The organism is Rhizobium sp. SVR5-2C (assembly GCF_056755115.1).
In genome coordinates this window covers 15,723-27,784 of record NZ_JBNDHT010000089.1, presented here as the reverse complement: position 1 = coordinate 27,784, position 12,062 = coordinate 15,723, and the positions used below count along the sequence as shown (strand labels likewise).

Sequence of the window (12,062 nt, the reverse complement as noted above, 5' to 3'; positions counted from 1 at the left end):
TCGCTGCTCGCCAAGGCTCGTGAAGTCGAACGCGGCTTCCCGCGGTTCGTCTTCGACATCTTCACGCAGTATCAGGAAGGCGGGCCGGACTATATCTATTCGCTGCTCACCGGCTACGAAGAGCCTCCGGCCGGTTTCCAGGTTCCGCAGGGCGCGCATTACAATCCATACTTCCACGCTGCTGCGGCTTTCGCCATGCCCAAGCCGCTCTCGGACGACCAGGTGACCTATGACGATGGTACGCCGCAGACCGTCGATCAGTATGCAAGGGATGTCTCGGCCTTCCTGATGTGGGCAGCAGAGCCGCATCTGGTCGAGCGCAAGCATACCGGCTTCATGGTCATGGTGTTCCTGCTGATCTTCACGGGTCTCATCTATCTGACGAAGCGCTCGGTGTACGCCAACAAGGAAGCCTGAGCGGCTCTCACCAAACGTGCAAAAGGCGGCGTTCGAGCCGCCTTTTTTGTTGGTTCCATGACGGCCACTTGATAGGGTGCGGCCGACCAATGCCCTCGCAGACAAACGGACTTTGCATGAACACCATTGCCTCGGAGCTTGCGGACAGCATCCGCTCCATTCCGGACTACCCGAAGCCCGGCATTATCTTTCGCGACATCACGACGCTGCTCGGCGATGCGGTCGCCTTCCGGCAGGCCGTGGACGAACTGGTGAAACCATATGTGGGCCTGGGCGTCGGCAAGATCGCCGGCATCGAGGCCCGCGGCTTCATTCTCGGCGGGGCGCTGGCGCATCAGCTTTCGGCGGGCTTCGTGCCGATCCGCAAGAAGGGCAAGCTGCCGCACCAGACGGTACGGATGGCCTATAGCCTCGAATACGGTACCGACGAGATGGAGATCCATGTGGACGCGGTGAAGGCCGGCGAGAAGGTGATCCTCACCGACGACCTCATTGCCACCGGCGGCACGGCGGAAGGCGCGGTCAAGCTGCTGCGACAACTGGGCGCCGAGATCGTTTCGGCCTGTTTCGTCATCGACCTGCCGGAGCTCGGCGGCCGCAAAAAGCTCGAGGCGCTCGGCGTCGAGGTGAGGACACTGGTGGAGTTTGCCGGGCACTAGACCCTCCAGCGTCACTCGAATTCGAGCACGCTGCCCTCGAAACGGATGACGGGCGTACCGTCCTGATTGACGCCTTCGTTGAGCATCGAATTCAGGTGCCAGCCCGGCCGCGATGCGAGGGGCCGACTGGCGAGCAGGGTCACCGAATAGCTTATCGTCTCGTCGACGAAGACGGGACGCAGCCATTGCAGCTTCTGGAAGCCGGGCGAGGGGCCGAGCTTCGGTGCTGCTATGCCTTCTTCGGCAAGACGAACGGTTTCCTTCTCCCAATACTCCAGGAAGGTGCGCATCCAGGCGGCGCAGTTGTGCCAGCCGGAAGCACAGAGATTGCCGAAGAGCGTCTGCTTGGCTGCTTCCTTGTCGATATGGAAGCGCTGCGGGTCGAAACGCCGGGCGAAATGGACAATGCGCTCCTCGGTGAAAGTGTAGCTGCCGATCCCGGTCTTTTCGCCGATTGCACAGAGTTCCGCCATTCTCATGCGTTTGCCTCCGCCACGCCGCGCATGCTGAACATGATCCAGTTTTCGCTGTAGCAGGCGAGCTCGCCGCGCTGGTTGTGGATTTCATGCTTGAAGCGGGCGATGCCGATGCCAGGCCGGGAGCGCATGGCGCGGGCCTCGAGCACAGTCGAGAAGCCCGAAAGCGTGTCGCCGGCAAGAACCGGCTTCTTCCATTCCATCAGATCGATGCCGGGCGCGCCCTGAGAATGCGAGTCGAGGAGATAGCCGTCGGCCATCATGCGCATGAAGAGTGCGCAGGTATGCCAGCCTGAAGCGGCGAGCCCGCCAAGGATGCTTGCGCGCCCGGCGGCTTCGTCCATGTGCATCGGCTGCGGATCGAATTCGGTGGCGAATTCGATGATCGCTTCGGCGGTAACCGGAATCGGGCCGAGCGGGAAGGCGCGGCCCGGCTCGAAGTCTTCAAAAAACAGCTTCATCAGGCCCCCATCCTCCCAACGGCCGCGCGAACGCTTACGTGTTGAAGCGGAAGTGGATTACGTCGCCGTCCTGGACGACATATTCCTTGCCTTCATCACGGCCCTTGCCGGCTTCCTTGGCACCGACTTCACCCTTGAAGTTGATGTAGTCGTCATAGCCGATTGTGAAGGCACGGATGAAGCCGCGTTCGAAGTCGGTGTGGATGACGCCGGCGGCCTGCGGGGCCTTGGTACCTCGCACGATCGTCCAGGCACGCGTTTCCTTCGGGCCGACGGTGAAATAGGTGATCAGGTCGAGCAGGTGGTAGCCAGCGCGGATGAGGCGGTCGAGACCGGCTTCCTCAAGGCCGAGCGCCGAGAGGAACTCCTTCGATTCCTCTTCCGGCAGCTGTGCCACTTCGGATTCGATCGCCGCCGAGATGATGACGCATTCTGCGCCCTGCTCCTCGGCCATGGCTGCCACGGCTGAGGTATGCTCATTGCCGGTGGAGGCGTCGGCCTCGGCGACGTTGCAGACATAGAGAACCGGATGCGACGTCAGAAGGTTGAGGCCCTTGAGGATCTCGATCTCTTCGGGTGCCAGCGTCTTCAGGAGCAGGCGGGCCGGCTTGCCTTCGTTCAGAAGCTTGATGACGGCTTCCATCACCGGCAGCTGCGCGATGGAATCCTTGTCCTTGCCGGTGGCGCGCTTGCGGGTCTGCTCGACGCGGCGCTCGAGGCTCTCGAGGTCTGCAAGCATCAGCTCGGTCTCGATCGTGTCGGCATCTCCGACCGGATTGATGCGGCCCTCGACATGGGTGATGTCGTCGTCCTCGAAGCAGCGCAGCACGTGTACCACGGCATCGACTTCGCGGATGTTGGCGAGGAACTTGTTGCCAAGGCCTTCACCCTTCGAAGCGCCACGCACGAGACCGGCGATATCGACGAAGGAGATGCGGGTCGGGATGATCTCCTTGGAGCCGGCGATCGCAGCCAGCTTCTGCATGCGCGGATCAGGAACGGCGACTTCACCGGTGTTCGGCTCGATCGTGCAGAAGGGGTAATTGGCCGCCTGCGCCGCTGCCGTCTTGGTGAGCGCGTTGAAGAGTGTCGATTTGCCGACATTCGGCAGACCGACGATACCGCATTTGAAGCCCATGGCTGGATGTCCGTATTCGCTGAAATCGTTGCCTTGCCTATGGGATAAAGGAGCCATGCGGTCAAGCTTTTCCGCTTCCCTTGCGTGTAAGGCACCTTTGCCTTACCGTATCAGGGAGGAGATTTGAGCGTGATCAAACTGAAGATAACGGCAAAGGGCCAGGTAACCCTGAAGAAGGAGGTACTGGACCATCTCGGCGCGCGTCCTGGTGACGAGATCGAGATCGATCTAGTCCCCAAAGGCCAAGCCAATATCCATGGGCTTAAGCCTAGGCAGCCCATCGAAAGCATCTTCGGCCTCTTTGCTCACAAGGCAAAGAGAAGCCGCTCGATCGAGGAGATCAACGAGGCGATTGAGGCCGGTTGGGCAGGCGAGGTCAAACCTTGAAGATTGCGGTCGACACCAACGTTCTTGTCCGCATTCTGACGCATGACAATCGCGAAGAAAGCGACAAGGCTGAAGAACTCGTGCGTTCCAATGACATCATCATTACTAACCAGACGCTTTGCGAATTGATGTGGGTACTGCGGCGGCTGTATGATTTTACCGCAGACGAGCTTGTGGAAGTCATCACGCGGCTTTCCGGTATCTCGAATATAGCGATGGATCGCCCTGCGGCTTCAGCAGGTTTGCGGTTTCTCCGCGCCGGTGGAGATTTTGCCGATGGCATCATCGTGCTTGAAGGACAGAGGCAGGGTAGCGAAATATTTGCGACGTTTGACCGGAAGGCGGCCTCAATTTTACGGGATGCCGGCCAGGATTGCTTGCTCTTGACCCCAAACTGACTTTAGATTGAGTGATGCAGCCCCGGCGGGCAAGCGCTCCTCCCATGTCATCAACGGTGGACTTCCGATGAGTGACAGCAACGTTGCCATAAAGCCTAAAACGAAGACCAAGCCGAAGCTGGATAGGCCGAAGCTCTACAAGGTTATCCTGTTCAACGACGACTACACGCCCCGCGAATTCGTCGTCATGATCCTCAAGGCCGTTTTCCGGATGAGCGAGGAAACGGGCTATCGGGTCATGATGACGGCGCACAAGCTGGGATCCAGCGTGGTCGTCGTCTGCGCAAAGGACATTGCCGAGACGAAAGTCAAGGAAGCGATGGACTATGCGAAGGAGGCAGGATTCCCGCTGATGTTAACGGCTGAGCCGGAGGAATAGCTTGGCGATCTCCTGACCAGGCTCCGACATCCGCTGTTTTCGGGCAGCCCGTCATGCCGGATCGAGGATGGCAACGGCAAGCTCGCCAGCTGTAGGTGTGTCATGACCTCTGGGATTACTTATCGGCCTGCATTGAACTGGCGCCTACTGGGCATCCCTTTTCCAATAGTCGTGGTCCAGATCTTTCCAGACGTAGAAACCATTCCAAAGACAAAGCCGCGCGCTCAAACAGCCCAAGCTATCTGTGTTGCCGATCGGAAAGGTGGAGTCTTGCCGTTCGGGTGGAGTAGTACTTTTTGCCAAAAGGCCGATCAGCGCACCTACCCACCATCCTACAATGACGATCCCGACGATTGGCCAAGCGTATACGACACCCGCGAGCAAAACGAGCAAACACGCTCGATATATGTTCAACTTGGTCATTTGACCCTCGCAGCGAGGATCGCTTGAAACAGTTCTTCGGCATGCGCGCGGTCCATGACCGGATCAGTTGGGTTGAGCTCATGGTAAAGAGCAAGGAGGCCCGGTGGGTCGCCAATCTCGGCGGTGCGGATAACGAGTTCGCCGGCACACATGGTTCAATCACCCTTGTTGCCGAACATCTTCTTCAGCATGTCCGCCATTGGCCCGGTCGCGGGCAGCTTCGGCTGGTTGTGATTGCGCGCCTGATGGATGTGGGATTTTGCCGCCGGCTTTTTTTCCGGCTTTGGCTTGTCCTCCTCCGGGTTGCCGCCGAGGGCAAGCGCGAGCTTGTTCATCAGCTGCGAATCCTCGTTGCGGACCAGCATGTCGGCGTTGTCGGCAAGCGTGTCGAGGAGCGGCTCCAGCCAGGTCTGGTCGGCCTTGGCAAAATCGCCGAGGACGTGGTGCTGCACCAGTTCCTTGACGCCCGGATGGCCGATGCCGAGGCGCAGCCGCCGGTAGTCCTTGCCGCAGTGAGCGTCGAGCGACCTGATGCCGTTATGGCCGCCATTGCCACCGCCGGTCTTCAGCCGGACCTTGCCGGGCGGCAGGTCGAGCTCGTCATAGATGACAACGAGATCGGCGGGCTGAAGCTTGTAGAAGCGCATCGCTTCGCCAACAGATTCGCCCGAAAGGTTCATGTAGGTCTGCGGTTTGATCAGCAGCACTTTTTCGCCGCCAAGCTCGCCTTCCGAAATCTCGGCCTTGAACTTCTTCGACCAGGGCGAAAAGCTGTGGCGCCGGTGGACGGCGTCGGCCGCCATGAAGCCGATATTGTGACGGTTTCCGGCATATTTGCTTCCGGGATTGCCGAGACCCGCGATGATCAGCATTGGCCAGTCCGTTTCTTGAACACCTGTATCGCTTCACCACCGCGAAACGCACGCGAAGTCAAGTGCAAAGGCAGGACGCCACGCTAATTGCCGAGATGCAACCCGTATTTCAGAAAAATCAGCTTCTGCCTGCCGTCGGCGATCAGCGCGTCGAGGGCGGCTTGCATCCTCGCCTGCAGGTCGGCCGGAAAATCCTTGTGGCAGGCAATGCCCATCGGCTGCGAGGATAGCACGGTAACGATCTCCACGGGCTGATCGGCCTTGAGCTTATCAAAATAGAGCTCCGAAATGGGCATCATCTCGATGCGGCCGTTGAGCAGCTTGCGAAGCGTGGCGTTGAAATCCGTCGTGACGTCAAGCTTGGTGAAGCCCTTCGCCTTGAGCGTCATCTCTGTATAGTCCTCGCGCTGCGTGCCGATCGTGTATTTCTTGGCCTCTTCGAGGTTGCTGGCAGCCACGTCCGAACCCTTTCGCTTGATCAGGATATTGCGATCGACGAGCAGCGGCTCGATCCATTTGAAGTGAGGATGGCGCATGTCATTGTGCGCGGTGGCGAAGACGCAGGTCATCGGCTGCGATTGTGCGAGGCTATAGGCACGCGCCCAAGGCATCATCTCGATCGTGTAGTCGACGCCGATAGCGCTCATCACTGCTTCGACCTGGTCGACGGTCGCGCCCTTGAGGACCTTTCCGTCGCGATAGTTGAAGGGCGGGTATTCCTCGGTGGTGAAATGTACCGTCTCGGCGTGTCCCTCGGCAGTGCAAGAAAGCGCCAGGTAAACAAGAAGCAGGAGCTTTTTCATCGCATTTCCTCCTCCAATTTGCAGATCATGAGGCTCTCGCTACCTCACCCATCGCCCCGGTGAGATCATCGATCAAGTTCGAGACATTCGCCGGACGGTGGAAGAGGTAGCCCTGGCCATGGTCAAGCCCCATCAGGTGCAGCGTGCGGCATTGCTCTTCCGTTTCGATACCTTCGGCGATGACGGTGCAATCCATCCTGTGCGCCAGCGTGGTGATGCTCTCGACGAGCATCCGGCTCTTGTGGCGGACATCGGCGTTGGCATCGTTGATCGATCGTGTGAAGGACTGGTCGACCTTGATGATGTCTACCGGGAAGCGGTTGAGATAGCTCAGCGATGAATAGCCGGTACCGAAATCGTCGAGCGCGATGCGGCAGCCGAAGCGGCGCAATTCCGTGACGATCATGCGAATCTGCGGGTTGTCGTGCATCAGCACGGCTTCGGTAATCTCGACGACGATGCGATCCGGACGAACGCCGTGCCGCCCAAGGAGCGCGGCAAGACGGGAGGCGAGGGTGGGCTCGAACTGCAACGGCGAGAAGTTGATCGCAAGATAGGCATCCTGCAGCCCCGCAATATGCGAAAGCTTTGCCAGATGCCCGATGGCCTTCTCCATGATGACGTCGCCCACGCGAACGATCTTGGCCGTCTCCTCGGCGACATGGATGATCTCGGCCGGTGGCATCAGCCCTTTCTCAGGGTGGTTCAGGCGCAGAAGCGCTTCGAAGCCGGCGACGCGCCGATCATTGAGGCCGACAATCGGCTGCAGGTAGGCGTCGAACCAATCCTCGGCGAGTCCATTCTCAATATGGTTTTCGATCTCGGCGCGCGCTCGGGCGCTGTGCAGCATGCTGTTATCGAAGAGCTGGGCGCCGTTCTTGCCATCCCGCTTCTTCGCATACATCGCCATATCCGATTTCTGCAGGAGTTCAGCCGCATTCGACGCATGGCGCGGATAGATCGCGATGCCGATGCTGGCGCTTAGATGCAGCTCGGGACCAAAAGGTGTTTCCAAGACGGATGCGATCTGCTCGGCCATGGCTTTGGCACGCTTTTCGCCATCCTTGGCGGGAAGCAGGATGGCGAATTCGTCGCCGCCCAGGCGAGCTGCCTGATCGGAGGGCGCAAGATGCGTGTTGAGCCGCCCGACAAGTTCGCGCAAGGCGCGGTCGCCTTCGGCGTGGCCAAGACTGTCATTGATCCACTTGAAGCGGTCGAGATCGATGAACAGGCAGGCAAGCTCATGGCCTGCGGCGTCGGCTTCGGCGATCTTGCTGTCGAGGGCGGCTTCGAAGCCCTGGCGGTTCAGCAGGCCCGTTAGGTGATCGGTGATCGCCTGGCGGTGGTTGCGGTCCTCGGACGCCTTCAGTTCCGTGACGTCGGTCATCACCGACAACGAGAGCTGGTTGGATCCGGTCGCCGCCTTGGATTCCAGGATCAGGACATCCATAACCCGGTCATCGGCACAGAGGAACTTGACGGTCACATCGAGTGCCGTGCCGTCTGCTGAGCCTTCGCGCCGGCTGTTGAAGGCGTCGCGAGTGTCTGCGGTAACAAGTTCGGAGAATTTGCGTCCGACAACGCCCGCTCTCGCGTAACCTGTCGCGACGAGCCAATAGTCGCTGACCGCGGTGATCCGATCCTGATTGTCCAGCGAGAAGAGCATGGCGGGAGTCAGGTTGTAAATATCGGTTGCGAGGCGATGGGCGAGCTTCAGCTCCTTCTCTTCGCGTTCCAGCTTCGTTTGCATCTCGTTAAAGCTACGGGCGAGGCGGCCCATTTCATCGCTCGACTGCCAGTCGACGTGATGACGGGACCCAAGCTGACGGGTTGCCTCGACGGCTGCGATGAGCCTCATAAGTGGCTGAATAACGAAGAGACGGTTGCCGATCACAGCCGCGCAGAAGACAGCCATCACTGCAACGATGAAGATGGATAGGAAGACGACTTCTTCATGCTTCAGACCGGAGAAGAGGCCGAGCTTCGGATAATAGACCGCGATGCTGCCAAGGTTCTTCGGCCCGTCGACGGTGTTGTAGATGATTGCGCGGGAAACCTGGACGAGTTCGCCATCAAAGGATTTCGGGATCGTCGACTGGGTGACGTGGAGCTGGCCGGACTGATCGCGGACCTCGACCTTAACAATGGCGCCCTGCGAAACCATCGTCGCGCTGATCTGCGTCACGATTTCCTCATCCAGGTCCCACAGCGGCTTTGCGAGCGCCTGAGAGTTGGCAACGAGAAGAACGGAGATGTGGTCGCGTATTTCTTCGTCAGCGCTTTTGGAGGAAAGGAATAGAAAGAGTACAAAAAGAGGCGCTACAAATATGAGAAGCGCGCCGCAGACAATTGAAAAAAATCTGTTCTCAACGGAATTGTTCATGGTTCCCCGGGGTCACACTTTCGCGGCCAGTAACGGCTGAACGCGGCCTGTGCAAAACTGCCCAGATGATGCTTTCATGAAATGTGTTAAATGTTGCTGAAGTGACCCGGCGTCCCGAAGCGAAAAGGCCCGCCTTCCAGGGGAAAGCGGGCCTTATGATTAGAAATTAGTGTATGCGGATCAGGCTTCAGTTTCGCCTTCGGCTTCAGCCGCAGTTTCGTCGACGCCGGCCGCCGGAGCGACGATCGTCGCAACCGTGAAGTCGCGGTCTGCGATGACCAGCGACACGCCCTTCGGCAGCGTGATATCGGAAATGTGGATGCTGTCGCCGATCTTCTTGCCCGCAAGGTCAACGTTGAAGGAATCCGGGATCGCATCAGCCGGGCAATGAACTTCGATCGCGTGACGAACGATGTTCAGAACGCCACCGACCTTCAGGCCCTGCGACTTTTCTTCGTTGATGAAGTGAACCGGGATTTCGACGGTGACCTGCGTGTTGCCGGAGACGCGGAGGAAATCCACGTGCATCGTGAAGTCGCGGACCGGATCGAGCTGATAGTCCTTCGGCAGAACCTTGTACTTCTGGCCGCCGACGTCGATCGTCGCGATCGTCGTCATGAAACCACCGGAATGAATACGCTTCGTCACTTCGTTGGTGTTGAGCGCGATAGAAATGGGGGCCTGCTTGTCACCATAGATGACAGCGGGAATCAAACCGTTGCGGCGAAGTTCACGGGCGGACCCCTTACCAACCCGTTCGCGCGCCTCGGCCTTGAGCTCGTAAGTTTCCTGGCTCATGGCTATTCCTTTCGAGGTTATTTGGAGAGTCTCAGTCCGGGTCTTGCCGGTCATCGACTGGAAGCGCCTTATGGCAGCCTCATCCGCGTTGCCTCCAAGGGTGTCTGCGCGGACGCGTGCGCTATAGTATAAGTGAACGGGAAACGCAAGCTGGACAGACAGGGTAAGTCCGCCCATGCCATTAGTTGTGCCTGTCCATCGGCCGGTTGCAATTTAGACGATTACTTAACCATCGAATCGCAATTCCGAACGAATTAATGGATCGTACTGGCGGTCTGACTATAGGTGGCTCGATTTCAATGTCCCGGTCCACCTGCAATGTTACGCATCATTTCCTGCATCACCGTCGAACACAACTTCTCGCATCTGATCTTTGCCACGGTCATCTGCGTGCTCGGATCCATGCTGACGATGCGGCTGTTCACACGTGCACGCAGGACGCAAGGGCTACAGAAGTGCAACTGGCTCTTTCTGTCGGGTTTCGTCGGCGGTTCGACGATCTGGACCACGCATTTCATCGCCATGCTCGGCTATCGATCGCCAACGCTGAGCGGCTATGAACCCGAATTGACGCTTCTTTCCCTTTTCATCGCCGTCATGGCGAGCATTGCCGGTTTCACGGTCGCTTCCAGCACCCAGAAGAGCGCGCTGGTAGAGGCGGGGGGTGCCATTGTTGGTCTCGGTATTGCTTCCATGCACTATGTCGGCATTGCGGGATACAAGGTCGCCGGTCATATGGTGTGGAACCAGGCCGATGTCGTTGCTTCGCTCATCATGGCTGCCGTCTTCGGGGCGATCGCCACCAACCGCGTCGCGCGGCCGCTGACGCGCTTCTGCAAGCACGGTTCCGGCCTCGCGCTTGTGCTTGCGATCGTGCTTACGCATTTCACCGGCATGGCCGGTCTGACCATCGTTCCGGACAATATCGTCCCGGTCACCGGCGAGCTGATCTCCGTCGGTGTCATGACCGGTCTCGTCCTTGCCGTCATGATCGTCATTCTGGCGCTCGGCGCCTCCACCTATGTCATCGACATGCAATCGAACCAGGAGGCTGTCGAACGCTACCGTCACCTATCGCTGCATGATCCGCTGACGAACCTTCCGAACCGCGCTGCCTTCAACGAGCGCCTTGCCGTGCTTGCCAAGCGGCCGAAGGACATGACGGCGAATATCGCCGTACTCTCGTTCGATCTCGACCGCTTCAAGGAAATCAACGACGTGCACGGTCATGCGGCTGGCGACGCGGTTCTGCGTACGGTGGCCGAGCGGCTTGCTTCGCTGGGCAACGAGGGCGAATTCGTCGCCCGCATCGGCGGCGACGAATTCGCGGCGGTGATGAGCAACTATTTCATCCGTTCCGACGCGTCGGGGCTGGCGCAGCGGATTATCGACGAGGTCGCCAAGCCTGTGTCGTGGGAAGAGCAGACGCTCTGTGTCGGAACGAGCGTCGGCATTTCGACCTATCCCGCTCAGGCGGACACGATAGACGACGTTCTTTCGCAGGCGGACATTGCGATGTATCGCGCCAAGTCCGCCACCAGCAACAGCATCTGCTTCTACGATGCGTCTATGGATCAGGTTTCACGCGAGCGGAATGCACTGGCGATCGAGATGCGCGACGGCCTGAAGCGTGGCGAATTCGAGCTCTTCTACCAGCAGCAGAACGACACGGTGACCCGCGACGTTCTCGGCTTCGAAGCGCTGCTGCGCTGGAAGCATCCTGTACGCGGCTATGTTCCGCCGCTGGAGTTTATCCCGATCGCGGAACGCAACGGTTTTATCCTTGAGCTTGGCGAATGGGTTCTGCGCCAGGCCTGTGCCGAGGCGGCGACCTGGAAGAACCCGCTTCGCATCGCCGTCAATGTCGCTCCGCAGCAGCTCAGCGTCCATCGCCTGCCTCAGATCGTTCAGGACATCCTGTCGCAGACGGGTCTGCCGGCTTCGCGGCTCGAACTCGAGATCACGGAGTCAGGCATTATCGCCGACCATCAGCATGCGCTGCGTATCATCCGGCAGCTGAAGGCCATGGGCGTCAAGGTGGCAATGGACGATTACGGCACGGGTTATTCATCGCTCTCGACCCTGCAGAGCTTCCCCTTCGACAAGATCAAGATCGATCGCGCCTTCGTCGATGGGGTCGTGACCAACAAGCAGTCGGCGGCCATCGTGCGCTCGACCCTGATCCTTGCTGCAAGCCTCGATATTCCGGTGCTGGCCGAAGGCGTAGAGAACGAGGATCACATCGACTTCCTTCGGCGCGAAGGCTGCCTGCAGGTGCAGGGCTTCCTTTTCGGCAAGCCGGTGCCGCGTTCGGGCATCGAAGAGATCGTCAGCGGCACGCCCGCTCCCAAACCCGATGGCACGGGTCTGAATGCCAAAGGCGGCCCGGCAACCGCGGCAGCGGCCTGATGAAAACATTATCGAGTGCCAAGCGGCTGGGTTGACATCCGGCCGCGCGCATTCTCACA

Annotated in this window: 13 protein-coding genes and 1 pseudogene; 6 read left to right on the top strand and 8 right to left on the bottom strand. The window is 59.3% G+C overall.

Annotation, left to right across the window (positions count from 1 at the left end):
- Both ACPYOI_RS22995 and ACPYOI_RS22990 read left to right on the top strand, forming a co-directional pair.
- On the top strand, positions 1–417 hold a 417-nt coding region (locus ACPYOI_RS22995), incomplete at its 5' end, for a cytochrome c1 (RefSeq protein ID WP_481423403.1).
- A gap of 116 nt (positions 418–533) precedes the next feature.
- The gene (locus ACPYOI_RS22990; protein ID WP_168830487.1) at positions 534–1,076 is read left to right on the top strand and encodes an adenine phosphoribosyltransferase; all 543 of its coding nucleotides are present in this window, start codon (positions 534–536) and stop codon (positions 1,074–1,076) included.
- An 11-nt stretch (positions 1,077–1,087) separates the two neighbouring features.
- Here ACPYOI_RS22990 and ACPYOI_RS22985 read toward each other — a convergent pair whose 3' ends face one another.
- Genes ACPYOI_RS22985 through ychF form a run of 3 tightly spaced genes read right to left on the bottom strand, consistent with a single transcriptional unit; the run spans position 1,088 to position 3,151 of the window.
- Entirely contained in the window at positions 1,088–1,555 is a 468-nt protein-coding gene (locus ACPYOI_RS22985) for a MaoC family dehydratase (RefSeq protein WP_481417734.1), read from the bottom strand.
- The gene (locus tag ACPYOI_RS22980; protein ID WP_481417733.1) at positions 1,552–2,013 is read right to left on the bottom strand and encodes a MaoC family dehydratase; all 462 of its coding nucleotides are present in this window, start codon (positions 2,011–2,013) and stop codon (positions 1,552–1,554) included. The genes ACPYOI_RS22985 and ACPYOI_RS22980 overlap by 4 nt, the downstream gene beginning before the upstream one ends.
- Positions 2,014–2,047: 34 nt before the next feature.
- On the bottom strand, positions 2,048–3,151 hold the full coding sequence (gene ychF / locus ACPYOI_RS22975) for a redox-regulated ATPase YchF (protein ID WP_481417747.1): 1,104 nt from the start codon (positions 3,149–3,151) through the stop codon (positions 2,048–2,050).
- 129 nt (positions 3,152–3,280) lie between these two features.
- Here ychF and ACPYOI_RS22970 point away from each other — a divergent pair, with 129 nt between their 5' ends.
- The 3 genes from ACPYOI_RS22970 (at position 3,281) to clpS (ending at position 4,315) form a co-directional block, all read left to right on the top strand.
- On the top strand, positions 3,281–3,538 hold the full coding sequence (locus tag ACPYOI_RS22970; protein WP_481417732.1) for an AbrB/MazE/SpoVT family DNA-binding domain-containing protein: 258 nt from the start codon (positions 3,281–3,283) through the stop codon (positions 3,536–3,538).
- On the top strand, positions 3,535–3,936 hold the full coding sequence (locus ACPYOI_RS22965) for a type II toxin-antitoxin system VapC family toxin (RefSeq protein WP_481417731.1): 402 nt from the start codon (positions 3,535–3,537) through the stop codon (positions 3,934–3,936). Before ACPYOI_RS22970 ends, ACPYOI_RS22965 begins: the two co-directional genes overlap by 4 nt.
- Positions 3,937–4,003: 67 nt before the next feature.
- On the top strand, positions 4,004–4,315 hold the full coding sequence (gene clpS, locus ACPYOI_RS22960; RefSeq protein WP_168830836.1) for an ATP-dependent Clp protease adapter ClpS: 312 nt from the start codon (positions 4,004–4,006) through the stop codon (positions 4,313–4,315).
- 434 nt (positions 4,316–4,749) lie between these two features.
- Here clpS and ACPYOI_RS22955 read toward each other — a convergent pair.
- The 5 genes and pseudogenes from ACPYOI_RS22955 to ACPYOI_RS22935 form a co-directional block, all read right to left on the bottom strand.
- A pseudogene (locus tag ACPYOI_RS22955) lies at positions 4,750–4,890 on the bottom strand (GNAT family N-acetyltransferase); the annotation flags it as partial.
- Between the two features lie 3 nt (positions 4,891–4,893).
- Positions 4,894–5,610, bottom strand: a complete 717-nt coding sequence (gene pth / locus ACPYOI_RS22950) for an aminoacyl-tRNA hydrolase (protein ID WP_481417730.1) — start codon at positions 5,608–5,610, stop codon at positions 4,894–4,896.
- Positions 5,611–5,693: 83 nt separating this feature from the next.
- On the bottom strand, positions 5,694–6,413 hold the full coding sequence (locus ACPYOI_RS22945; protein ID WP_481417729.1) for a substrate-binding periplasmic protein: 720 nt from the start codon (positions 6,411–6,413) through the stop codon (positions 5,694–5,696).
- Between the two features lie 25 nt (positions 6,414–6,438).
- Entirely contained in the window at positions 6,439–8,796 is a 2,358-nt protein-coding gene (locus ACPYOI_RS22940; protein ID WP_481417728.1) for an EAL domain-containing protein, read from the bottom strand.
- Positions 8,797–8,976: 180 nt separating this feature from the next.
- The gene (locus tag ACPYOI_RS22935) at positions 8,977–9,594 is read right to left on the bottom strand and encodes a 50S ribosomal protein L25/general stress protein Ctc (RefSeq protein WP_481417727.1); all 618 of its coding nucleotides are present in this window, start codon (positions 9,592–9,594) and stop codon (positions 8,977–8,979) included.
- Between the two features lie 318 nt (positions 9,595–9,912).
- Here ACPYOI_RS22935 and ACPYOI_RS22930 point away from each other — a divergent pair, with 318 nt between their 5' ends.
- Positions 9,913–12,003: a putative bifunctional diguanylate cyclase/phosphodiesterase gene (locus ACPYOI_RS22930; protein ID WP_481423402.1), complete on the top strand. Its 2,091-nt coding sequence runs from the start codon at positions 9,913–9,915 to the stop codon at positions 12,001–12,003.
- The last annotated feature ends 59 nt before the right edge of the window (positions 12,004–12,062 follow it).